The sequence below is a fragment of the Streptomyces sp. Ncost-T10-10d genome (assembly GCF_900091955.1).
Classification (GTDB): Bacteria; Actinomycetota; Actinomycetes; order Streptomycetales; family Streptomycetaceae; genus Streptomyces.
On record NZ_FMDF01000109.1, the window covers coordinates 93157 to 116695 of the forward strand.

A 23539-nucleotide genomic window follows, 5' to 3' on the forward strand; every position below is an offset into this window, starting at 1 on the left:
GTCGGCTGCCTTCGTGGCGGCCGGGTCCACGCTGGTGGTCCGGTGTTTCCTGCGCAGCCGCAGCCGCAGCCCGGCCAGGCCGCCCTGGCGCATGATGCGGGCGACCCTCTTGTCCGTTGACCGACTCGCCCGTCTCACGCAGTTCAGCGGTGGTCCTGGGGACGCCGTAGGTGCCGTTCGTGTCCTGGTGCATCTTGCGTACGCGGGCGTCGAGCCTGGCATCGGCCGCCTGCCGGGCCGCCCGATCGGCTGCGGTCCTACGCGGCAGCAGAAACTCGCGCGGGCGATGCCGGGGAACGCACAGCCGCTTCACGCCGAAGCGGCGCTGGTGTTCGCGACGAATTGGAAACGGTTCATCACCAGCACGTCTCCCCCGGCGAAATACTTCGGCGACACCGGGGCAGATGAGACCGCCCCGGTGCCGACACCCCATTTCTGTCGCGGTGGCAGCGCGTCTCAGCGGACCGTCACGTTGAAGACCGGCGAGACCGTGGTGCCGCTGACCATGCGCAGGTCGTTCTTGCCCTTCAGCCCGAGCTTGACGCCGAGCGAGTAGGAGCCGTTCCGCGAGATGCCCGTGGATGCGGGCAGGCTGACCCACTTGCCGTGCTGCTTCTGCTGAAGGGTCACCTTGCTGCCCGCCTTGAGACCAGTGGTCTGGCCCGTGACCCGGAACAACTGCCAGGCGCGGACGGAGGACACCGACGGCTTGGCCGTGATGCCGGCCTTCGCGGGTACGGCCTTCTGCGCGACGACGGCCGGGGTTGCGGTGTGCGCCGCCGGGGTTGCTGCCATCGCGGTGCCCGCGAGGGCGAGGGAGGCCGCGCCGAGAACACCGACGACGGCAATGCGCAGGGAGCGCCGCTTTGAGACCATCACAGATCTGCCCCTTTCCAGGGTGGGAACAATCTTTCGCACCAAAGAGCACCTAAGTGCCGATTGGCATGGTCACTAGAAACGACGACACAGAGGAGGCAGACGTTCATCGGAACTCTGTCGCTGTCTTGTAACAGCCGAGCGGGGCCGGGGCGATGGCGCCTGGAACAGTTCGGCGGCGAGGTGGCGGCGGGTCGGTGCCCCACGATCTCGTCATGCCGGCGCTGGGCGACCCAAGCGGCCCACACGCCGCAAAACCGATCGAGCCGGTGTCCGTGGGTCATGTTGTGGGCGATCTCCGCTCCGGTCACCGGACGGGTGAACGGCTTCCCCGCCATCGCAAGCGGCCGCGAGATCAGCGCCTTCCCCGAGAAACTCGGCACCCCGCTCACCATCGACACCTCCGCCCTGCGATCCGTCCTGAGGAAGTCGTGGCAACCATGGGTTGAGTTCCGAAGAAATGCCGCGAGAAGAGTCACGCGTGAACAGACGCCTGTAGAGGGATTGCTGATGCTCTGTCGGTGCCAGCATGAGAGCCGTGGGCCGAGCGGCACCGACTGCCGGACCCTCTGGCGTTTCTCTGTCCCCGCGCTGCGCCTTCAGCGTGAGTCCCTACCTGGAGCGGCGATGCACATACAGCAACGATCCCCACGACCCGTTGCGGGTTTCCCCCGGTGGTTGCCGCCCCCCGGGCTGATCGGATTCCTTGTGCTGCTTGTGTCGATGTTCGCCGTCTCGTACAGGATCGGTGATGCCGTCGGCCCGGTAGCACCCGGGATGCACTCCACCGGTACAGGTGGCGGTGGCGACGGCCAGTCCGATCCGCACGGCGGTGACATGGGTGACATGCACTCAAGTGATGCAGGATGACGGCAGCACAGTCGGAGAGCGTGCCGACGACCACCGACCTGGTCGTCGGCGGTATGACCTGCGCGGCCTGTGTGAATCGCGTGGAGAAGCGCTTGGCCAGGCTCGACAGGGTGACCGCCACGGTCAACCTCGCCACCGGACAGGCGAGAGTGAGCCACCCCCCTGAGGTCACAGCGGAGGCTCTCGTGGCCGTTGTCGAACGCGCGGGCTACACAGCCGAACTCCCCTCGGCGCCCGAACCCCTCGAAGCGGCCGGTCAGTCGGATCGGACACGGGACGAGACCACGTCGGAACGCAATCGGCTCGTGATCACCGCCCTGCTCGCCGTCCCCGTGGTGGTGCTTTCCATGGTGTCCTCCCTGCAGTTCCGCAACTGGCAGTGGCTGTGCTTCACTCTGTCCGCTCCGGTGGTGCTGTGGAGCGCCTGGCCCTTCCACCTGCGCGCGTTGCGCGGGCTTCGCCAGTCGTCCGCCACCATGGACACTCTCGTTTCGCTCGGCGTCATCTCGTCTTTCGCCTGGTCGGTGTACGCCCTGTTCCTCGGCGGGGCGGGCGCCGCGGACATGCGCATGCCGTTCACTCTGCTTCCCTCCGTCGGCGGAGGCATTGCGCACGTCTATCTGGAAGCCGCTGTCGCGGTTCCGCTGTTCGTCCTCACCGGCCGGTTTCTCGAAGCGCGTGCCCGGCACGGCACAGGTGAGGCTCTGCGCTCGCTGGCCGGTCTGGCCGCCAAGGACGTGACCCTGCGGGACAGCGGCCAGGAGCGAAGGATTCCTGTCGAACAGCTCCGCGTCGGGCAGGAGTTCGTCGTCCGGCCCGGGGAGCGGGTCGCCACCGACGGAGTGGTGGTCTCCGGCAGCTCGGCTCTTGATCTGTCTCTGGTCACCGGGGAAAGCGACCCGGCCGAAGTCGGCCCGGGCCAGGCCGTGGTCGGGGCCGCTGTCAACGCCGGCGGCATGCTGCTCGTACGTGCCACGGCGGTCGGCGCGGACACCCGGCTTGCCCGGATCACGCGCATGGTCACCGAAGCTCAGGCGGGGAAGGCCCGTGCTCAGCGTCTGACGGACCTGGTGGCCGGCGTTTTCGTACCGGCTGTACTGGCGCTGGCCGTCACCGTCCTCGGGTTCTGGCTCGGTGCTGGAGCAGACCCGCAGACGGCCATCACCGCGTGCGTGGCGATCCTGGTCGTCGCCTGCCCTTGCGCACTGGGGCTGGCCACCCCGACCGCCCTTCTCGCCGCCACCGGCCGAGGTGCTCAACTCGGGGTTCTGGTGAACGGGCCGCAGGCCCTGGAGACGCTGCGCCACATCGACACGGTCGTGCTGGACAAGACCGGCACCCTCACCAGCGGTCACATGGCCGTCTCCCACATCACCGTAGCAGCGGAGGGAATCGGGCGGGAGGCCGTGCTGCGGTTGGCAGGTGCGGCCGAGCAGGGATCGGAGCACCCGGTGGGTCGAGCGGTCACCGCGTACGCGCGACGCGCACTGCCCGAGCGCCCCCTGCCGGACGTCTCCGTCTTCAGGGCGACACCCGGGGTGGGCATCGCGGGTTGTGTCGAGGGCCGTCAGGTGGAGGTGTGCGCCGCGCAAGGTGACCTTCCAGAGACCCTGACGCGGGCTTTGGCCGAAGCCGAAGCGGCCGCGCACACCCCGGTCCTGGTGCGCGTGGACGGCGTCGACGAGGCTCTCATCGCGGTCGGGGATGTGCTGCGGCCGGGGAGTTACCGGGCCGTGCACAAGCTCAGGCGCCTGGGCGTGGAACCGGTTCTTGCCACCGGCGACAACGAGTTCACCGCCCACGCCGTAGCCGGTGAACTCGGCATCATCCAGGTACACGCCCGATGCAGCCCCGAGAGGAAAAGGGATCTGGTGAGCCAGTTGAGAAGTGAGGGCCGCCGGGTCGCCGTGATCGGTGACGGTGTGAACGACGCCGCCGCCCTGGCCGGCGCGGATCTCGGAATCGCCATGGGTACCGGAACGGATGTGGCGATCGGCACCGCGGATGTGACGCTGGTTCGCGGTGACATCGAGGCAGTCACCGACGCCGTCCGCCTCGCGCGTCGCACGCTGGGGACGATCCGCATCAATCTGATGTGGGCGTTCGGTTACAACGCGGTCACCGTGCCACTGGCCGCGACCGGATGGCTCAACCCGATGTTCGCTGCCGCAGCCATGTCCGTCAGTTCGCTCCTGGTGGTGGGCAACAGCCTGCGCCTGCGGGCCTGGCAACCGTCGCCCGCACGCCGCCCCGCGTCGCGGCCTTCGCGCCACCGAGGAAGGATGCCGCTGTGACGGACCCCGCGCGACGGACCGCTGCCGAAGGCTGGATTCCGACGCGCCGTCGCCTGTACGACGGGCTGCTCGCCGTGGTCGCCCCCTTGGCAGCCTTCGCGGTGGCCCTGGGCGGATTGACCGCTTGGACCGCATCGGGGGCCGCCGGGACCCCACCGCGACTGGAGATCGGCCACGGGCGGGTCTTCCTGCCCTACAGCGGCAACGTGGGCACCGCAGCGTTCTTCCGGATCACCAACAGCGGCGGAGCCGACGACCGGCTCGTCTCCGTCACTTCCGCGGCCGCAGACAGCGCCATGCTCAGCCGGCACGTACGTCACGACAGCGGTGCGGGCTCCATGCGCATGGTCAGCTCAGTCGGTCTGCCGGCGGGAGAGACCCTGGCCATGTCGGCAAGCACGGTGGACGTGATGGTGAAGGTGAAGGGCCGCCGGCAAGTGGGCGACATGCTTCCCTTCGTCCTGCACTTCCGCCACAGCGATCCGGTCGAGACCCTGGCAGTCGTTGTCCGTCCCGGTAGCTGAATCAGCCTCTGACCGGGATCACTTCACCCGCAACAACGAAGTCCGGCTTGCCGCCTCGGCGTCCTCGACGAGGGAGCCGACCTGGCCGGCGCTCATCCGGGCCTGCTGTGCGAAGTCGTCGTTGATCACGATGCCGCGTTCGGCAGGAGCGGTCTCAGCGACGAACAGCTGAGGGCAACCGCAGTTGCAGTTACCGCAGAACGTTGCCACAGGCTCCATGGAACCAGGATCAGCCATGACTTCCGCCTCTCCGTACGCCCCACCGCAGAACCGGCTCCCGCGGACCGGACCGCGAGCGGCATTCGTCTCCTGGGAACTGGATCCGTCCGTCATCCGACTACTGCCGGGGGCTGGGAAGTTGACCAGCCACCCGATCCGTATGGCAGTGGCTGACGATGGAAGGGCGTGTGATGGGTGGGCTGGATGTGCGTATGCGGGAGGTGGCCTGCCGACATGGCCGACTGGAGGCCGTCGCCGACGTGAATCTGGAGATCGCCGCCGGTGAACGGGTGGCACTGACCGGAACCAACGGCTCGGGTAAGACGACACTGCTGCGTGCGGTGCTCGGTCTGCACCGACAGGTGACGGGATCGATCCTGGTCGGCGGGCGAGGCACCCGCTCGCCCGCCGAGTGGGCGTGGCGCCGCCGTGTCTGCGCCTGGATTCCGCAGAAGCCGGCGGCAGGCCGCTTCCCTCTTCTCGGGACCGAGCTGCTGGCCAGCAGCAGCGCTCACACGAAGGCGGCCTCGGCAGCGGCACAGCTCGGTGTCGGGGCGCTGACCGAACGGCCTCTGCACACCCTGTCCGGCGGGCAGTTGCAGCGGATGCATCTCGCCCGGGCCATCGGCTGTGTCGCAGCCGGGGCGCAGGTGCTGCTGGCCGACGAGCCCACCGCCGCTCTTGACTTCGGGGGCCAGGAGGAAGCGGCCGACGTCCTCACCTCCTTGCCGGTGACCCTCGTCGTGGTGACGCACGACCGGGCGCTGGCGGAACGCTGCGACCGGTTGCTGGAAATGGCTGCAGGCCGTCTTCGGGAGGTCCGGTGACGCTCGCGACCGCCGATCTCGGTGAACTTCTCCAACTGCTCCCCGTGCAAAGGGCGGGATTCGCGCTGCTGCTCGCTGCTATCGGCCTGCCGGTGGTCGGTGTGGTCATCGTGGGTCTCGACATCATGCCGGTGCGGTTCGCGATGATGCACGTCGCGTTGCTCGGCATCGCGGTCGGCATCGTGACCGGCCTCGACCCCATGCTGTGCGCGCTTGTGGCGTGTGCCCTGTCCGGGGCCGCCGTCGCTCCTCTCGCCCGTACGCCCGACGGGTTGTCCGGAGCGATGGGGCTGCTCATGAGCATCGCGATCGCGGCAGCGTTGTTGGTGCTCGCTGTTTCAGGGATCAATGCCTCTGGCGCGTTCGCCCTGCTCTGGGGATCGATTCTGTCCGTCGGGACCGCCGACCTGGTCGTGCTCGGCGTGCTCGCCGTCGTCGTCATGGGCCTGTTCCTGTGGCGGCGCCGTGATATCGCTCTGCTGTTGTACGACCGGGAGCTCGCCCAGTGCTCAGGCGTTGCCGTGCGCGCGCTGACCCTCGTACTGCTGGTGCTGGTCGCGGTCGCCGTCGCAGGCGCGATCAAGCTCACGGGGGCACTACTGGTCGACGCCCTCACTCTCCTGCCGGCTCTCGCCGCGCGCCGCCTGGGCACCTCGCTGAAGTCGATCACTCACTGGGCCATTGCCATCGGCATCGTCGTGAACCTGACCGGGTTCCTCACCGCACTGTGGCTGGACTGGCCCCCCGGGCCGGTCCTCGTCCTCACTGCGGGGGCCGCCGTCCTCGCCGTCCATCTCATACCCGAACGGAGAATCGCCTCATGGCGCACACCCGCGGCCGTACCACTTCCCTCCTCGCACTGAGTGCTGCACTGGCCCTGGTGACCGGCTGTGAAAACGGCTCGTCGTCCGCCGGTGGCGGCGGCGACAAGCGCGAGCACGACGGGAAGCCGGTGGTGGTCGTCACCACGACCTGGGAAGGGGCCCTTGCGAAAGCTGCCGGCGCCGAGAACGTGCAGGTCATCGTCCCCCAGTCCGTGCAGCACGCACCCGACTACGACCCGAAGCCCTCCGACCTCGCGGCCGTAGCCGGTGCCGACTTCGTGCTCTACGCCCCCTTCGAGCCGTACGCCGGGAAGATCAAGGAGGCCGCCGGTTCCGAGGCCGAACTGGTCGAGGTGAACCTCGACAACGACGCGGACAAGGTCGACGCCGAGGTGGCCGAGCTGGGCAAGTTGTTCGGCACCGAGGACGCCGCAGCGAAGTGGACGGCGGCCTTCGCCGGCGAGTACGCCAAGTTGTCCAAGGATCTCAAGGCGCAGTGGCCGGGCGGGAAGAGCCCGGTGGTCGTCAGCCAGGTCTTCACCACCTGGGCCGCAAAGCTGGCGGGCGCGAACCTGGTCGGCACCTACGGGCCCGAAGCCGTCACCCCTGCCCAGCTGGCGAAGCTGGGCAAGGAGAAGCCCGCCCTCGTCCTGGACAACGCCCACATGTCGACCGGCACGGTTCTGCCCGGCTCCGGCGCCCAGCAGGTCGAGATCGTCAACTACCCAGGGGATGACCTCGACCTGTTGCCCGTATACCGCAACGCAGCAACCGCGCTGAAGGAGGCCATGCCCGCGTCCTGAAGCACCGCGTGGGGGCAGTCCGGAGCGCCGGGCCGCCCCCACGTTCGCTCGTGCATGTGCCGAGAAGGAGTCACCGGGCGGCTGAGTGTCCCGGTCCCACGGCTGTGGCACTGTTCAGCCTGCCTGCGCGAGGGGGCCTTCCTTCTTCACGCGGGGGCGGTTGATCTCGGTCATACGGTCCCGCAGTACCGCCCGGTCGGGCTTGCCCGCAGGGGTGAGGGGGAGTTCGTCCACGACCAGGAGGCGCTCGGGGTGCTTGCGTTGTTCCAGTCCCCGTTCGGTCAGGTGCTCGCACAGCATCCGCAGCGTCAGGGGCTCCGTGGCGCGGGACACGACGCACGCCGCCAGCCGCTCCCCCATCAACGCATCCGGGATCCCGACGCACACGACATCACGTACGAAGGGGTGGGCGGCGAGTTCCCTTTCGACCTCGGCGGGGCTGATGTTGGCGCCGCCGCGGATGACGACGTCCTTGAGGCGTCCGACGATGTGCAGGACGCCGTCGCCGTCGAGGAACCCGAGGTCCCCGGTGCGCACCCACCCGTCGGGAGTACGGTAGCGGGCGTCCAGCTCCGGGGAGGCGACGTAACACATGGGGGTCATGGGGCCCCGCGCCACGATCTCCCCGATCTCGCCGTCCGGCAGCTCTTCATGCGTCCCGGTGTCGGTGATGCGTATGTCGGCCACCCGCGAGTCGGGGCGCCCGGCCACGCCCCCCCGGTCGTCCGCGTCCGGAGTGGAACTGGTCAGTCCTGTGTGGCAGTTGACGCCGTCGGCCGATCCGTAAAGGTTGACGACAGGACAGCCGAATACACTCGCGGCGAGTTCCGCCGTGGTCTCGTCCAGCGCGGAGCCACCCAGGATCAGAGCCGTTGGGGCGGGCAGCTTCCCGCCTGTGGTGTCGGGGCGGCCGAGCATCATACGCACCATGGTGGGAACGCCCAGGATGTGGGTGGGCCGGTGTTCGCGTACGGCGTCGAGCGCGGCCTCCGGCGTGAAGTGGTCCAAGAGGATGAGAGTCCCGCCATGCCGGGCGAGGGTTACGGCCGTGCCGTTGGAGCCGAAGGCTGAGGCAAGCGGCACGAGGAACAGGCAGCGGGGCGGAGTCCGGTCGGGGATGAGCGAGGCGAGGAAGTTACCGCGACCGCCGGCCAGCGCGTTGTGGGAGTAGGCGACCATCTTCGGCTCGGCCTCGGAGCCGGAGGAGACGAGGATGCGGGCGGCGCTGTCGGGGTCCGGCCGTGCCGGAACGAATCCACTGGGGTCGGAGCACAGCAGCTGCGAGAGCGGAGTCGTTCCTTCGGGTGTGTCGCCGGGGCCGGCGGCGATGACGTGGCGCAGGGAGGGAAGCGCCGGGGCCAACGCCTGGAGGTCGGCCGCGTGGTGGTTGCCCCGGTCATCGATGGCGGCGATGACGGCGACGGCCTCCGCGCGGCGGAGCAGGCATTCGGCTTCCAGGCTGCCGCGGCCTACCGGGAAGGGCAGCGCCACCGCGCCGAGGGCGGCCAGGGCGAGATCGGCGATGACGGCGTTGCGGCCGTTGGGCAGCTGAACACCGACCACGTCGCCCTGGCGTATGCCGAGGTCTCTCAGACCGGTGGCCAGACATCGCACCTTACGGTCGAGGGCGGTGTAACAGAGTTTGCCTTTGGCATCAAGGATCGCTGTGCGGTGGAGGTCCGCGATCTGCCGGGCGCGGAAGAGGCTGTAGAGGTCGAGGTCGGGGCAGGTCCCGTCGATGACCCAGGAGCGGCGGAGGTCAGCGGGCAGCAGGTCGTGGAGGGCGACGGTCACGTGAAGCTCCAGGGGTCGGGAACAGTGGGGGCACCGTGCGCGTCGCGGCTGATCGAGTCGGCGAAGCGCGGATCATGAGGCAGGGCGGCCAGGTCGGTGGTGACCGCGGTGGCGGGCAGTCCGTGCGTGCGCAGCTGTGTCAGGGCGTTGTGGGTGGACAGTCCGCTCAGGTCGTAAGCACGAGCTGCTTCTGCGGAGGCATCGGTGGGAGCGACCCAGCCGTCCGCGGTGCGCAGCGGGTGACGGAACCCGGCCGGCTTTCTAGCGGTCCCTCCCGTTGCGGCCCGGCGCAGGGCGGGGGCGATGAGGACATCGGCTGCTCCCAGCAGCGAGGAGTCGACCCGGACGCCCTGTCTGTTGCGTTCGCGCAGCAGCAGGCCCGCGAGGACGGCCTCTGTTCCCAGGAGCCCGCCCAGGACGTCCAGGAGGGTCATCAGGGACGGCGCCGGCGCTTCGCCTGCCGGGTGTACCGCTTCTCCGACTCCGGTGCGTGCCTGGACCATGAAGTCGGTCCCCATCGGGGCGCCGGGGATCCGGTCGGCCCATCCGCTGGTGTACGCGTAGACCAGTGCGGGGTTCACTGCGGCCAGGTGGTCGGCGTCGAGACCGAGCTGGGCGGCTTTTCCCGGGGCCCAGTTGTGGAGGAAGACATCGGCCTCTGCCGCCATCTCCCGCAGCCGGCGCCGGTCGGTCTCGGCCTTGATGTCGACCTCCACGGCCTGCTTGCCGCGGTTGAGCGCGAGCCAGCGGGCGGAGATGCCGGAGCAGGCCGGTGGCATGCCGCGCAGCGGATCCCCGCCCGGCGGCTCGATCCGGATCACTTCGGCGCCGAGCAGTCCCAGGAGGTGAGCGGTGAGCGGTGCCTGGATACGGCGGCCGGCCTCCAGCACGGTCAGCCCTGCCAGCGGCCGTTCGGCCGGCGGGAGAACGGTGGGGGCACGGTGGCCGGGGCTGTGGGAGGTGAGTGACCAGGGCGGTGCACCGTCGTGTTCTGCTGCCCGTCCGGCCAGGGATCCCAGCGGGCAGACCTCTGCGCCGGAGACCGCTGCCGCCTGGAGGATGCGCTGCCAGGGGTGGGCGCGCGTCGTCGTATGCAGTGCCTGCGGGAAGGGAGCGCAGGCTGTGGCGTACCGGAATTGGAAGGGCCGCCAGCCGGCCCGTATCGCCTCGGGGGGTGCTTCCAGGGCCCGCCAGAACGCAGCCCAGGCCGCCGGGTCCAAAGTCTCCAGCTCGAAGAGTGTGCCGGCCGTGTCGGTGAAGGGCGGTCCCCCCGGCGCGAGTTCGGCGATCTCACCCTCGTCGGCTCCGGCGGCGGCGAGGTACTGGGAGACGGTCAGCAGTCCGGCCCGGTCGACGCTTGTGCTGACGCGTGCGGTGGTTCCCCCGCGGGCCTGGCCCAAGAGCCCTGCCAGCATTCCCTGGACCGCGAGAACGGAGGCGGCGGTGGTGGCGTAGTCGACGGCCAGGCCCCGCGGCCCGCCGTCACGTCGCCCGTGCACGGCCATGATCCCGGTAGCGGCCTGGACGGTGACCTCGTCGGTGATCCCACTCTCCGGATCCGCCCAGTTCACCTCGGCTTCGATGGGCAGAATTCCCCGTCCGGTCAGCGCTATCTGCGCAGTTGTCACGGGTTGCGGCGAGGCCGGTTCCGAGCGGGTGCGGGCCCCCAGGAGCCGCAGGTGCTGCGCCGCACGGCAGGTCAGCTCGGGCGGCCCCGAGGTGTCCAGGTCAAGCCCGTCCAGCGGGCGGACCGTCTGCGTGGTGACTGGTGACGCCATGCCTCTCCTCTCCTCGCCCGGCGATGGCCGGGGCCGGGGATGTCCTCAACACGGGAACCAGGGCACCTTCGCGCCCGACCAGTTCCGTGGAGAGGCAGTCGGGCTGTCGCTCCCACGGGTTCCCGGCAGACTGGAGGAAAGTGGTGGAGAGCCGAGACCGAGTCTCTGAAGGTGCAGGCGCAGCAGCTGAGTTGAGGCGGCAGGTCGACCGCTTCATACGCGAGCGGGTAATGCCGTACGAAAGAGTCCTGGACGCCGGCGAACCGGCCTCCTCCGCCACCATGCGCGACCTGCAGGGCCAAGCCCACAATCAGGGTCTATGGGCCCTCCCGTTGCCCGCCGAGCTGGGCGGTCAGGGACTCTCCCTGACCGAGTACGCCCAGGTGGCCGAGGTGGAAGGAGCAAGCGACCACGGACCTGCCGCCCTGGGGTCGGCATCGCTGCTGGACGTGCTGATGCTGCACCGCCACGGCAGCGCGCGCATACGCGAGGAGTATCCGAAACGACTCACCGCCGGGGAACTCCGTGCCTGCTACGCAATGACCGAACCGGACGTCCCGGGTACCGACCCCTCCATGACCCGTACCCGCGCCGTACAGGAAGCGGACGGGAGCTGGAGGGTCAGTGGCCGCAAGTGGTTCACCTCCGGAGCCGCCGGCGCCGACCTGGTGACCGTCCTGGCCCGCACCGACGGGGCACCCGCGGACCGCGGCGGGCTCTCGCTGTTTCTGGTGCCGGCCGGCGCGCCCGGCTGCCGCGTCGTACGCGAGCTGCCTGTCCTTGGCGCGGGTGGCCAGTGGGAGGTCGAACTGAACGGTGTCCGTGTCCCCGGCGACCATCTCATCGGCGGGCGGGGCAGTGCTCTGGCCATTGCCGGGGAACGGCTCCAGCTCGGCCGTACTCTGCGGTGCCTGCGCTGGATCGGTCAGGCGCAGCGGGCCTTCGACTTGATGTGTGAGCGCGTCAACGACCGTGCCGGCTCCCGTGGTCCGCTCGGCGGTCATCAGCTCGTGCAGCAGCATGTCTTCGAGTCGCTGCTTGCGCTGCGTACGACCCGTCCTCTGGTCCACGAGGCCGTGGCCCGGATCGATGCCGGACTGGACGCGCACGTCGAGGTGGGCCTGGCCAAGGTCGCCGCCGCCCGCATGCTCCAGCAGGTGACGGACGCGGCCATTCAGGTGCACGGCGCGGCCGGCCTGGGACCCGACACTCCTCTACCCGCGCTTTTCCGTACCGGCCGCGCCGCCCGGATCCTGGACGGCCCGGACGAGCTGCACATCACGTCCGTCGCACGCCGCGTGCTGCGCGGCCACGACACCTGAGCGGCCATTTCTACACCGTACGGATGTCGATCAGTCCGGTGAGTGCTGCCAGTCCAAGAGCCAGGAAGAAGTCACCCCAGATGAGTTCGTGGCGCACGGCGACCGAGCGTCCGGCGTCGTAGCAGCCGTTCAGCAGTATCCCGGCGGGGCGAGCGCCGGTCGGCCCGGTGAGGTGCGAGGCCACGAGGTGGTCCAGAATCGCGAGTGCACGGGAGGAGTACTCCGCTGCCCGGGGCCCCGGGACGCGCGCGAGCTTCAGCAGCGCTACCGCTGTGATCGCGGCAGCCGAGGTGTCCTGCGGGCCGTCCGGTTGCCCCTCGTCAGCCGGCGGAACACCCCACCGTGGCAGCCCGGTCCGGGCGGCGACCAGTCCTGCAGCCGTCGCTTCCAGCCGCTGGTGGTTCCACTGCGTGGTCCTGGGCTGATGCAGGGCGTCGGCCACGGCCAGCAGGAGCCACGGCCGCCCCCGGCTCCAACCTGGCGGTGGGTCGTCGCACGGCTGCCAGCCCGTGCCCGGCTCGAACCTCAGGGCGGGCACAACAGAACCATCGACGCGGCAGAGATCGATATGCCGGTGGAGATGGGACGCGGCTGCCGCGGCGCCCTCGACGCCCGCCGAAGCCAGCAGCGGCACCGTGCCGGGAACTCCGTCCACACGGGCCAGCAGTCTGGGACGACCGAACGCGGATCCCCGGGGAACCAGGCCCAGTTCGGGCTCCAGCGCGGCCAGGCAGGCACGGGCAGCCCGGTTACGCAGCTCTTGCGCCGACCGGTCGTTGACGGCCAGGGCGGTTCCGTACCAGAGGATCAGACCGCGGGCGACAGTATCGGCCTCCACCCATCCCGCCAGCCGTGCCGTGCAAGCCGAGGCCACGGCCCTGTCGGCCTCGTGACCGGTGTACCGGGCCCGCAGCCACAGCAGACCCGCCCAGAATCCGCCGGTCCACGATCCGCGACCGGTCGTTTCCCAGCGGCCCGTATCCGGATCGGCGAACAGCGGGAACCTTGCGCCGACTTCGGCTCGGGTGACGTCTACCCGGTGCAGGATGTCCGCGAGGGCGCGTTCGGGCCAGTCCCCCACCACCGTCACGCCTGAACCGCCGTGCGCTGCCTGCGCTCCTGCGCCGCCCATACGAAAGCGACAGCGCAGGCCGCCGCGAACTCCGCAGCCACCAGCAGCCACCCGGGCCCGTAGTGGCCGGCTTGCGCGAGCACGCCGAAGACCGGTGGGCCTATGGCGAAACCGGCGAAGAACCCGGCGGAGACGAGTGCCGATTCCTGCCCCGCACGGCCGGGGGCGGCGCGCTGCATCACCAGCACCATGGAGACGGCATTGCCCGACACGGCGAACACACCGACGGCTGTCGCCGCCACCCACGCCAGCGGGTGAACGAGCAGCGCACCGGCCAGCAAGAGGGCAGCTCCGATCGCACCGGCCGCCAGCCACCCCGGCAGCCACTCGGCCCGCCCGGGCCGGGCGGCCTTCGACCAGGCCACCCGGCCGGCAATCCCTGCCACGCCCAGTACGGCCACCAGTGCACCGCCCGTCGAGGGACTCATTCCGAGTTCCTGGGCGCCGAAGAGCGCCAGATAAGTGTTGACCGAAGCAATGCCACAGCCCAGCAGCAACGAGAATCCTGCCAGCCATGCAATGGCACCCTGCGGCACCAGCGAGGTGCGGAGCGGCGCCCCCTTTGCCGGTGGATCGGAGGGCAGCGCACGCATGGCCCACACAGCCACGGCCAAAGCGGTGCCGGAAGCCGTCCACAGCGCACTACGCCAACCCACCCCTGAGGCCAGCGCGGCCAGGGGCAGCCCGGCGACGAACGCCCCGAATTGCACGCCCGACTGTTTCATTCCGGTCACCGAACCCCGCCGGGCCGGCGCAACGGCAGTCAGGATCGCCTTGTTCGTAGCCGGGTTGGCCAACGCCTGCGGCAGACCCCCGAGTGCAACGGCGCCGAGGAGAAACCCCGTGCCGGGCGCCGCGGCGATCAGGGCGAGGGCACCGGCGGACACGAGCAGCAGGGCAACGAGTGACCGCCTGGGGCCGACCCGGTCCACGATGCGCCCGCCCACTGGGGAAAGAACCGCCGCGGTCCCGAAGCCGATCGTCGTCGTCAGGCCGAGCACCGAGGGCGAAATCCCCAGTTCGTCGACAAGGTACGGGCTGAGGGTTCCCAGGAGGAAGAGCTGCAGCATCGAAAATGCCATGGCGCAGGTGAGCAGCGCCGTCAACGGTCTGTCAGCGCCTGCCGCCGGGGCCGCCGATGTTCCCCGTCCTGTCCGCACCGGTGTCTCCGTCCCGCGCTGCTGGTTCACCTTGTCGCCAGGTCAGGAGTCGGACCGCACGGCACTGGAGTTCCCTGCGATTCATGTGACGTGCGCCACAAGCGTCAGGTTGAGCGCCGCCACCCGCACTTTGCCTACCCACCCGTGGCGACCGGGGGAGGAATGCAAGGATGGGCCCGCCATGACTCCAGGCCGATGTTGTCGCGCGGTACGCGCTGCGGTGTTCGCAGCGACCTGCGTGCTGCTCGCTGCCCTCGGCCACGTCCTCATGTCGGGAACGGCCGTCCCCTGGTGGGCCGTGGCCGCCGCCTTCGCGGCGACTGCCGCCACGGCCTGGTTCCTCAGTGGAAGTGAGCGCGGCGTTCTCGCGGTGACCTCGATGATGGTTGCCGCCCAGGCCGCACTGCACACCGGATTCTCACTGGCTCAGACAGCGGTTCTCCCCTCCGTGGCCGACGCTCCGTCCTTCGCCCAGCAATGGGCCCGGTCTCTGCTCTGCGGTCCGACAAGCTCCACCTCGATCTCGGAGTCGGAAGCGGTACGCATCGTCACCGACGCCGGGCTCGGCAGCCGCCTGCACCAGCCACCGCCGGGCACCACGGACATGACCATGCCGGGTGGGATGCAGCACGCCCATGCCGGCATGCACACGATGACCGACCCCTCGACGGTCATGCCCACAGGGCACTACATGGGAGGCATGTCGCCGGCCGGGATGCTGGCAGCCCACCTGCTGGCAGCCCTGCTGTGCGGCCTCTGGCTCGCCTGCGGAGAACGAGCCGCCTTCCGTCTGCTGCGCACCTTCGCCGGGTGGGTCACCGCCCCACTGCACCTGCTCTTCCGCCTTCCCACACCAATTGACCGGCCACGCATCCGTGCTCGCCGCGACTACGGAGCCCGCAGACCGCGGCAACTCTTCCTCATCCACGCCCTCACCTCGCGAGGTCCACCGTCCGGGATCGCTGTCATCTGACAGCTGAATTCCCGACGTGCCGGTGTCCTTCACCGCACGCCTCGGGACTCGGCATCGCCCACGGGCGGTGCCGTACATCTCACCGGCCCGCGCACGCGCGGAACCGGATCCCGGAAGGACATCAGGCGATGCCCCCTGCCCTGCCGCCACACAACGCCACAGCCGGCGACGGCACATCACGTCATACCCATAGCGCCGACGAACCGGTGACACGACTGGCGCTGGCTGCGCGCGACGGCTCCCCCGACGCCGTCGACCGGTTCGTACGCGCCCTGCACCGCGACGTCTGGCGCTACGTGGCCCACCTCAGCGCCGATCCCCAAGCGGCCGATGATCTCACTCAGGACACGTTCTTGCGCGCACTCGGCAGCCTTCATCGGTTCGAGGGACGCTCATCCGCTCGTACCTGGCTACTCTCGATCGCCCGCCGTACCGTCGTGGACAGCCTCCGTCATGCCGCCGCTCGACCCAGAATCGCGGACCGGGACGACTGGCAGTCCGCCGCCGAGCGGACACAGCCACGCGACCTGCCCGGCTTCGAAGACGGAATCGCACTCGCCGAACTCCTGGTGAACCTCCCGGCAGAACGCCGTGAATCGTTCCTGCTCACCCAACTCCTGGGACTCCCCTACGCGGAGACCGCGGCAGCCATGGGTTGCCCTGTCGGCACCGTCCGCTCACGTGTGGCCCGGGCCCGCAGCACCCTGCTCGAACTACTGAAGGACGCAGAAACTCCCGCCGCGCACAGGGAGCCGGTGCGGCCGATCTCGCGTGGCCGAGTGCCGGCACTTCTCGCCGCAGCTGTCTGAGAAGTCAAGGACCACAGGCTCCACGGGTCGCCGGCGCAGAGATGAACGGCGCCGGCGCCCGTCGGCGCCGCCCTTCATCCGGGCCGCACGCGCATACGCGTTGTCGCGGTGCCGGATGGGATCTCAAGCTCACTGCTTGAGGCTTGACATCAGGTCACGCATGTCGCTGATCATGGCCGATTGGTAGGGCGACAGGTCAGGGATGTCCGGCTCATCACCGGGCTCGTCCTCGTTGTAATCGTCGCCCTGGTACTGAGTGAAGGCGGAGAGACTCAGCGCGAGGACCGCTCCGCCCTCCAGCACCCGCAGCTCCGCGTTGCCGTCGTCCCGGGTCAGCAGATACGCCTTGTCGCCAAGGTTCGGAACCGTCTCCAGCTTCGCTTCAGGATCAACGCCGAGATCGGTCACTCGTCGCCGCGCCTCGAATTCGGCGCCGGGGTCGGTCTTCTTGTGGAGTGCCACCGTGATTCCGACGGTGTAGTCGATGGACCAGCCGTTTCCGGGCCGCTCCGCCCCGGCCCGAGACCGAAGAGGAACGAAGCACTGGATCTGGTCGAGGACGGCATGGTTCAACAGCCGTGATTCGACCTTGGTGGTGGGCTCTCTCGGTGCGATCGCGTCGCCGATCGACTTCAGCTGTAGAGATGGGCAAGGGTCCTGGTCCAGCTGGTACCCATGCATGTCCGGCTTCCGATCGCCTAATCCGTACAGGAACAGCGCCGCCGCCCAGAGGACCGACGCCATGACCATCCCGCCCAGCGCCCACAGCCACGGCCTTCGCGGCCGACGTTTCCCCACGAACTCCCGGTCGAAGTCGCCCAGCACCTCGCGGGTTTCAACCCCATCGAAATCCCCCGCCATCTCCGGCTCGGAAATCATCCTGCTCCCCCTCGGACGCGCCTTCCCTCTTTGTCACGATGATCGCAGCACTGGCCCCGCCCCCCTACGGGATGCCGGTCCTCAACCAGAAGAGGGTGCTGTTGATCACGCGCCCCCCACGTCCGCCGAAACGATCCGCAGGCAGGCCAGTCACACGAGGGTCTGACCATGCTCAGGGACGCTGCGTTCTCTCGGTGCCCGGGCAGAGTTCCTGAGGAAACATGCGGAGCTGCTCAACGCCATGAACCGCCGGGGCCTCCTCGTCCGAGAAGCCCCGGTGGTCCTCCGTTGTCAGCCCATCCACGTCACCCTCGTCGAACGCCGTGGAAGAAAGCACCTGGCCCCGGGCCGATATGTCGCCCGGCAATAGCCGCCCGGGCGTCGCGCTGTGGCGGCGCTTCGCTGTGGGAACGGGCGGGTCAGTGCCCCTCGCGCAGCCCCCACGGAGCCCCGTAGGCGCCGAGCAGGTCGAGGAACGGCCGGGGCGGCAGTGCCTCGGGGCCGAGGACGCCGCTTGCCTTCCACGTACCGTCCGCGATCAGTTCGAGGGCGATCACCGGGTTGAGGGCGGTCTGCCAGACCACGGCCTGGGAGCCGTACTCGCGCATCGTCCACTCGTTGTCGACGACGTGGTACAGGTACACCTCGCGTGCGACACCATCCTTTGTCCCCCTTGACCCAGGTGCCCGCGCAGGTCTTTCCCTTCATGCGGTCGCCCAGCGTGGCCGGGTCGGGCAGACACGCGGCGACCACGTCGCGCGGGGAGACCTGGACCGGACCGTCCGCGCCCGGGACGGTGACCTTCGCCGTGGAGTCGAGCCCCAGGTCGTGGAGGGTCTTGAGCTTGGCGATGAAGTCGTCGCCGAGGCCGTACTTGAACGTCACGCGGCGCGCGTCCAGCCAGCGGGGCATGAGGAGTACCTCTTCGTGCTCGACGTTCACGCACTCCACCGGGCCGATGCCTTCGGGGAAGTCGAAGACCTCCGGCTCGCTGAAGGGTGCCGTGGTGAACCAGCCGCGGCCCTTCTCGTAGACGACGGGCGGGTTGAGGCACTCCTCGATGGTGGTCCAGATGCTGAAGGAGGGCGCGAAGTCGTAGCCCTCGACGGTGAGGTTCGCGCCGTCACGGACGCCGATCTCCTCGATCTCGTCGAAGAGTTCATCGGCCGCGTACCGGGCGAACACGTCCGACAGGCCCGGCTCCACGCCCATGCCGACCAGAGCCAGGCGGTCGGCGCTCCCCCATGCCTCGGCCAGGGCGAACTGCTCGTCGCCGAGCTTCACCCCGCACTGTTCGTAGGGGGCGGCCGGGTGTGGCACGGACAGCGACATCGCCATGTCGACGTAGTGCGCGCCGGCGGCCAGTGCCGCGTTGAACAGCGGCATCACGAACCGCGGGTCGGTCGCGTTCAGCAGCACGTCGCAGCCTTCTTCGACGAGGAGACGACGGACCGCCGCCTCGTCGGAGGCGTCCAGGCGGAGCGCGCTGAACCGGCTCTCCTGGTCGTCGAGCGCGGCCACGGCCGCCTCGGCGCGGGTCAGGTCGTAATCGGCGACGACCATGTGGGTCAGGAAGTCTCGCCGGGCGGCGATACGGGTGACGGCGGTTCCGACGCCGCCCGCACCCACGAGAAGTACACGCATGTCACACACCATTTCTTCGAGGCAGTCCCGGCGAACGCCCGGGACGCCTCGATGCAACACGAACCCGACAGTTAAGGTCTACGACGTTGGCATAAGGGAGCTCCGAGGGAGGGCACGATGCCCAAGAAGGTGGTTCCGGAGGCGGAACGACGCAGGCGACGGCCGACCCGGCAGGGCACCGTACTGTCGGAGAAGCTGATCGTGCACACAGCGCTGCGGATGCTGCGCGAGCACGGGAGTGCCGGCCTGACCGCTCGCCGTCTGGGCACCGCTCTCGGCGCCGACCCGAGCACCCTCTACCGGTACTTCGCCGGCCTGGACGACCTGACCCGGGCCATCGGCGAGGAACTGATGGGGTGCGCCCTGGACAGCTGGACGGCCACCGGGAAGTGGCGCGCCGACCTGCGCGCCCTGGGCCTGGCCATCCACGCCTCCTACCTCTCCCACCCCCATGCCGCCCTGCTGACTGCCAGCCGCGTCACCGGCCGCCCCCGGGAGATCGAGGTGGACGAGACGATCCTCGGCATCCTTCGTGGCGCGGGCTTCGGCGACGCGGACACCGTCGGCGTATACCACGCATTCATCGACCTGACCTTGGCCTTCGCCGCCCTGGACGCAGGTGCACTGGCCATCAAGGACGAGGTCAGGGAGGCGGACGAGGAAATGTGGACCTCCACCTATGCCCGGCTGCCCTCCGAAACTCATCCGCACATTGCCGCCACCGCACACCTGCTGGCGGACCGGATGAATCTCAGTGCCTATCCGATCGTGCTGGACACGCTCCTGAACAGGACGGAGGCACGGCTCGTCGCCGCGCGAAACCAGGCCACCGGCACTGAGTGAGACCCGACCGGCAAGGGCCGCAAGCGATGGACCACGCGCTGGAAGGCACCACTCAACGCCTTCCAGCGCGCCTTCCAGGAACGGCTTGTCCCGGCGGCCCTCGTCGGTGCGAACGGTGGCTGAACCTGCCTGGATCCGGCGAGGCCACCCTTATCCGGTTCGGGCAGGGGAATGACCGGGGCGCAGTCCCACTCGTTCGCCGCTCTGCGCGGGAGTCAGCCGGAGTGACCGAGTTGAGCGAGGGCACGGTCCAGCATGTCGGCGAAGAAGTCGACCGCGGCGACGTCGATGCACAACGGCGGCTTGATCTTCAGGATGTTGAGGTGATCGCCGGTCGGCTGTACGACCACGCCGAGGTCGAGCATACGGTCGCAGAGTTCGGCGGTCTCTTCCGTGGCGGGTTCCAAGGTGCCGCGGTCACGGACGAGTTCGAGGCCGAGATAGAGGCCCGAGCCGTGGACGGCGCCGATGATGCCGTAGCGATCTGTCAGTGCTTCGAGTCGGTTCCTGAGGCGATCTCCGACCCGCACCGCGTTGCCCTGCAGGTCCTCGTCACTCAGGGTGTCCAGGACGGTGAGACCCACGACGCTGGAGACCGGGCTGCCACCGGTGGAGGAGAAGAAGTAGCCCTGGTCCCGGTACCGTTCGGCAACTGCCTTGGACGTGATGACTGCGCCGAGGGGGTGGCCGTTGCCCATGGCCTTGGCCACACAGACGACGTCGGGGACGACCTGCTGCTGCTCGAAGCCCCAGAACCAGTGACCCAGACGGCCGTAGCCGACCTGCACCTCGTCGGCGACCGCCAGGCCGCCGTGGCGGCGGACCGCCGCGTACACCTCGGCGAGGTAGCCGTCGGGCAGGGCCACTCCCCCGGCGTTGCCGTAGTAGGTCTCGCTGACGAAGGCTCCTGCCGGGCGGCCCGAAGCGGCGAGCTCGTCGATCGACGCGACGGCCTCCGGCGCGTAGCGCACCGCGTCAGCCCCGCGGTGCCGGCCGCGATACGAATTGGGCGAGTCCACTGTGTGCACCCAGCTCGGGCGGGTGGCAAGGGTGTTCGGGTTGTCCTGGAGTGAGGTGGAGACCGCGTCGGACGCATAGGTCCAGCCGTGGTAGGCCTCGCGCAAGGCGACGACGTCGTGCTGTCCCGTGGCACCGGTGGCCAGCCGGAGGCCGAGATCCACCGCCTCGGAACCGGAGTTGACCAGAAACACCGTGTCCAGCGGCTCGGGCAGGAGGGCAGCGAGGCGTTCGGTGAACTCCACCACCGAGGCGTAGTGGAAGCGCGAGTTGGTGTTGAGCCGTCGCAGCTGCCGGGAGACCGCCTCCTCCACGCGAGGGTGTGCGTGCCCCATCGGGGTGACGTTGTTGACGATGTCGAGGTAGGAACGGCCGTTGGCGGAGAGCAGATGGTGGCGCCAACCACGCTCGATGCGGGGAGGGTTGGCGTAGTAGTGCTCCTGCACTGTCGCGAACACGGCGTCATGTCGTTCGAGCAGGTCCAAGTGCTCCGCACGGTCGACGGCCGGGAGACCGATGAGTGGGGTGGGGTCGGCCGTGAGCGCCAGCCAGCCGGCGGCGTACTCGGGGCGTACCAGGTGCGGGATGGCGGGGCTGTCGGCGCTGCGCAGCGCGACGTGGATCGAGGCTCCGGAGGGGACATCGGCGAGGTCATCGCCCGCCTGAACGGTCGAGCCGGTGCAGACGACCGGCTCGACCGCGCTGGGGAGGGTCAGCGTCAGCACCTGCGGGCCGTAGTTGATCTCCACGCGGCCCGGAGACGCGGCAAGGACCTCTGCTGCGGCAGGGGCCTGCGCTACGGCGGCCCGGCCGAGCCACAGATCGACACCGGTGGGCACCGTGGCAGGAGAATCGGCTGACAGTGCCGGAGCCTGAGTGAGTCGTGCGTGCGCGTACCGGGTGGCCACGGCAGCCGCTCCGTCCGCGAGCGCGGCGGCCGCCAGTCGGCCCTCGGCTTCGGCTTCGGCTTCGGCTTCGGCTTCGGCTTCGGCTTCGGCTTCGGCTTCGAGCCAGGCTCCGTGGTCGATGGAGTCGGCGCCGGTGGACAGGTCGAGGAGGGTGATGTCGTCGGCGGCGAGGCCGCGCAGCAGGGAGTGTCCGGGTGCATCGGCTCGAGCAGGCGCGTCGGCCATGCCGAGCGCGTCCTTGACGAGGTGGGTCATCACCGGAAGCGGCAGGCGGGTGGCCTGCTCGAATATGCGCCACTCGCGGTCGAGTGCGGCCTTGGCGTAGTCGTTGTCCTCGTCGACGGATGCCTGGTGACGCCGCTTCCACACTACCGCGGCCCATTTGATATTGACTATCGTTTTCATATACCGTCCGGTGTCGACGACGACTCAGGAGGTCTCCATGGCAGTCCCGAAGCGGAAGATGTCCCGCAGCAACACCCGTCACCGCCGCGCCCAGTGGAAGGCAACGCCGCCTCAGCTCGCGCCCGTTACGGTCGACGGCTCCGTCTACCGGGTGCCGCAGCGGCTGGTGAAGGCCTACGAGCGCGGCCTCCTGCACCCCGAAGGCTGATCCTTCATGGCGCAGGACCTACTGCCCGTCACCGTACTTTCCGGCTTTCTGGGAGCCGGCAGGATCACACTGCTGAACCATGTACTCGGCAACCGTGAGGGCATGCGAGTCGCGGTGATCGTCAACGACATGAGCGAGATCAACGTCGACGCGGCACTGGTGCGCGCGGGCGAGGCCGCACTCGCGCGTACCTCGGAACGCCTGGTCGAGATGACCAACGGATGTATCTGCCGCACCCTGCGCGACGATCCGCTCGAAGAAGTGGACCGCCTCGCCCGCGAGGAACGCCACGACTATCTGCTGATTGAGTCCAGTGGTATCTCGGAACCGATGCCGGTGGCGGCGAACCCAAAGCCACACCCAGGCCCCCGGGTCTCCCGATCGTACGAAGGACCGGAATCAACCCGCCAACACGTCAAGGAGCACTCCAATTGGCGAGTTGAGCGTTGTGGGTGGCGAGCGAGCCGAACTCGCCCCCACATGCAAGCTCTCGCCGCTCGAATCGACCGAGACCTCGCAGCCCAACCCACCCGGGGTCACGATGCATGAGCAGACGGGGCTCACGTGGTGGGGTGTCGTCAAGGCTCCGCGTCAGGACGGGGCAAGGACACAGAACTCGTGGCCCTCCGGGTCGGCCAGGCACCTCCACGGGACGTCGCCCCGGCCGAGGTCGAGGTCGGTGGCGCCGAGGGCCCGCAGCCGGGCCACCTCCGCCTCTTGATCGTCACCGGGGTACGGCAGCAGGTCAATATGAACACGGTCTGGCACGGCCTTCACGCCGGGCGTGCGGAGGAACTCGACATACGGGCCGACACCCTTGGCGGAGCGCAGAACCGCCTGATCGTCAGTCACCTCGTGCAGGGTCCAGTCCATCGCCTCGTCCCAGAACCGGGCCATGGTCCGCGGATCCGCGCAGTCGACCACCACCGCGGCGATCGGCCCGGTGTCCCGGTAGATCTCCCGAGGCTCCAGCAGAACTCGTTGCCCTCCGGGTCGGCGAGGACGGTCCATGGCACGTCACCCTGGCCCACGTGGGCGGGCGTCGCACCGAGAGCCTGGAGGCGCGCGACCAGCTCCGCCTGATGGGCCGCAGAGGTGGTGGCGAGATCGAGGTGCACCCGGTTCTTTGTTGTCGTCTTGGGTTCCGGGACGGTAACGACGTCGACGCAGACGGCGACCGGGTCCGGCCAAACGAAACCGCCGACGGGTTCAACGTTGGTCACGCCGGGTCCCTCGCTGGAAACACCCCAGCCGAGCGCCTCCGCCCAGAACCGGCCGACCACCGAGTCATCAAGAGCCTTTATGTTCACATTCACAGGTCGCAGTGCCACCGGCGACCCTATGCACTGTGCAACGACATCCGCAGGTACCGTCGCCAAACAGAGATCAACTCGCTCACCAGCCAAAATGCTCAGCTCGCCAACTAAGAG

Annotated in this window: 18 protein-coding genes and 3 pseudogenes; 11 read left to right on the forward strand and 10 right to left on the reverse strand. The window is 69.2% G+C overall.

All coding sequences use genetic code 11. From position 1 onward, the window contains the following. Positions 1-456: 456 nt before the first annotated feature. A complete protein-coding gene (locus tag GA0115254_RS18385) occupies positions 457-876 on the reverse strand; it encodes a hypothetical protein (protein WP_176740176.1) in 420 nt (139 codons plus the stop codon). Positions 877-1742: 866 nt separating this feature from the next. Here GA0115254_RS18385 and GA0115254_RS18395 point away from each other — a divergent pair. Both GA0115254_RS18395 and GA0115254_RS18400 read left to right on the forward strand, forming a co-directional pair. Further along, on the forward strand, positions 1743-4040 hold the full coding sequence (locus GA0115254_RS18395; protein ID WP_093896394.1) for a heavy metal translocating P-type ATPase: 2298 nt from the start codon (positions 1743-1745) through the stop codon (positions 4038-4040). After that, positions 4037-4564 (forward strand): copper chaperone PCu(A)C, encoded by a 528-nt coding sequence (locus GA0115254_RS18400; RefSeq protein ID WP_093896395.1) that lies wholly within the window; start codon positions 4037-4039, stop codon positions 4562-4564. Before GA0115254_RS18395 ends, GA0115254_RS18400 begins: the two co-directional genes overlap by 4 nt. Before the next feature lie 18 nt (positions 4565-4582). Here GA0115254_RS18400 and GA0115254_RS18405 read toward each other — a convergent pair whose 3' ends face one another. Next, positions 4583-4783 (reverse strand): hypothetical protein, encoded by a 201-nt coding sequence (locus tag GA0115254_RS18405; protein WP_256102649.1) that lies wholly within the window; start codon positions 4781-4783, stop codon positions 4583-4585. A 191-nt stretch (positions 4784-4974) separates the two neighbouring features. Here GA0115254_RS18405 and GA0115254_RS18410 point away from each other — a divergent pair, with 191 nt between their 5' ends. Genes GA0115254_RS18410 through GA0115254_RS18420 form a run of 3 tightly spaced genes read left to right on the forward strand, consistent with a single transcriptional unit; the run spans position 4975 to position 7237 of the window. Next, a complete protein-coding gene (locus tag GA0115254_RS18410) occupies positions 4975-5610 on the forward strand; it encodes an ATP-binding cassette domain-containing protein (protein ID WP_093896397.1) in 636 nt (211 codons plus the stop codon). Then, positions 5607-6473, forward strand: a complete 867-nt coding sequence (locus GA0115254_RS18415) for a metal ABC transporter permease (protein ID WP_093896398.1) — start codon at positions 5607-5609, stop codon at positions 6471-6473. Before GA0115254_RS18410 ends, GA0115254_RS18415 begins: the two co-directional genes overlap by 4 nt. Further along, positions 6431-7237, forward strand: coding sequence for a metal ABC transporter substrate-binding protein (locus GA0115254_RS18420; protein ID WP_093896399.1), 807 nt, complete (start codon positions 6431-6433; stop codon positions 7235-7237). Before GA0115254_RS18415 ends, GA0115254_RS18420 begins: the two co-directional genes overlap by 43 nt. A gap of 114 nt (positions 7238-7351) precedes the next feature. On the opposite strand, the gene GA0115254_RS18425 is transcribed toward GA0115254_RS18420, so the two are convergent. Next, positions 7352-9031 carry a class I adenylate-forming enzyme family protein gene (locus GA0115254_RS18425; RefSeq protein WP_093896400.1) on the reverse strand — a complete coding sequence of 560 codons (1680 nt, stop codon included), beginning with the start codon at positions 9029-9031 and terminating at the stop codon, positions 7352-7354. Beyond that, complete coding sequence (locus GA0115254_RS18430; RefSeq protein WP_093896401.1) at positions 9028-10809, reverse strand: CoA transferase; 1782 nt, start codon at positions 10807-10809, stop codon at positions 9028-9030. Before GA0115254_RS18430 ends, GA0115254_RS18425 begins: the two co-directional genes overlap by 4 nt. Positions 10810-11000: 191 nt before the next feature. Between GA0115254_RS18430 and GA0115254_RS18435 the strand changes: the two genes are divergently transcribed. Continuing rightward, positions 11001-12131: an acyl-CoA dehydrogenase family protein gene (locus GA0115254_RS18435; RefSeq protein WP_256102650.1), complete on the forward strand. Its 1131-nt coding sequence runs from the start codon at positions 11001-11003 to the stop codon at positions 12129-12131. Between the two features lie 10 nt (positions 12132-12141). Here the strand turns inward: GA0115254_RS18435 and GA0115254_RS18440 are convergent, their stop codons facing one another. Further along, positions 12142-13221 carry a sugar ABC transporter permease gene (locus tag GA0115254_RS18440; protein ID WP_256102651.1) on the reverse strand — a complete coding sequence of 360 codons (1080 nt, stop codon included), beginning with the start codon at positions 13219-13221 and terminating at the stop codon, positions 12142-12144. Then, positions 13218-14369 carry an MFS transporter gene (locus GA0115254_RS18445; RefSeq protein ID WP_256102652.1) on the reverse strand — a complete coding sequence of 384 codons (1152 nt, stop codon included), beginning with the start codon at positions 14367-14369 and terminating at the stop codon, positions 13218-13220. The genes GA0115254_RS18440 and GA0115254_RS18445 overlap by 4 nt, the downstream gene beginning before the upstream one ends. Before the next feature lie 235 nt (positions 14370-14604). On the opposite strand from GA0115254_RS18445, the gene GA0115254_RS18450 reads away from it, so the two are divergent. Both GA0115254_RS18450 and GA0115254_RS18455 read left to right on the forward strand, forming a co-directional pair. After that, positions 14605-15396 (forward strand): hypothetical protein, encoded by a 792-nt coding sequence (locus tag GA0115254_RS18450; RefSeq protein WP_093896404.1) that lies wholly within the window; start codon positions 14605-14607, stop codon positions 15394-15396. A gap of 128 nt (positions 15397-15524) precedes the next feature. After that, the gene (locus GA0115254_RS18455; protein ID WP_093896405.1) at positions 15525-16205 is read left to right on the forward strand and encodes a sigma-70 family RNA polymerase sigma factor; all 681 of its coding nucleotides are present in this window, start codon (positions 15525-15527) and stop codon (positions 16203-16205) included. A gap of 129 nt (positions 16206-16334) precedes the next feature. Here the strand turns inward: GA0115254_RS18455 and GA0115254_RS18460 are convergent, their stop codons facing one another. Beyond that, positions 16335-17084 carry a hypothetical protein gene (locus GA0115254_RS18460; protein WP_093896406.1) on the reverse strand — a complete coding sequence of 250 codons (750 nt, stop codon included), beginning with the start codon at positions 17082-17084 and terminating at the stop codon, positions 16335-16337. 419 nt (positions 17085-17503) lie between these two features. After that, a pseudogene (locus GA0115254_RS18470) lies at positions 17504-18728 on the reverse strand (saccharopine dehydrogenase family protein). Between the two features lie 117 nt (positions 18729-18845). Here GA0115254_RS18470 and GA0115254_RS18475 point away from each other — a divergent pair. Continuing rightward, the gene (locus GA0115254_RS18475) at positions 18846-19571 is read left to right on the forward strand and encodes a TetR/AcrR family transcriptional regulator (RefSeq protein ID WP_093896408.1); all 726 of its coding nucleotides are present in this window, start codon (positions 18846-18848) and stop codon (positions 19569-19571) included. Positions 19572-19786: 215 nt separating this feature from the next. Here GA0115254_RS18475 and GA0115254_RS18480 read toward each other — a convergent pair whose 3' ends face one another. Continuing rightward, positions 19787-21901: an aminotransferase gene (locus GA0115254_RS18480; protein ID WP_256102653.1), complete on the reverse strand. Its 2115-nt coding sequence runs from the start codon at positions 21899-21901 to the stop codon at positions 19787-19789. Positions 21902-21938: 37 nt separating this feature from the next. Between GA0115254_RS18480 and rpmF the strand changes: the two genes are divergently transcribed. Together rpmF and GA0115254_RS18490 are read left to right on the forward strand one after the other, a co-directional pair. Beyond that, positions 21939-22109: a 50S ribosomal protein L32 gene (rpmF, locus tag GA0115254_RS18485; RefSeq protein ID WP_093896409.1), complete on the forward strand. Its 171-nt coding sequence runs from the start codon at positions 21939-21941 to the stop codon at positions 22107-22109. A gap of 6 nt (positions 22110-22115) precedes the next feature. Continuing rightward, positions 22116-22454, forward strand: a pseudogene (locus tag GA0115254_RS18490) (GTP-binding protein); the annotation flags it as partial. A gap of 246 nt (positions 22455-22700) precedes the next feature. On the opposite strand, the pseudogene GA0115254_RS18495 reads toward GA0115254_RS18490, so the two are convergent. Beyond that, positions 22701-23440 (reverse strand): annotated as a pseudogene (locus tag GA0115254_RS18495) (VOC family protein). Positions 23441-23539: the final 99 nt, after the last annotated feature.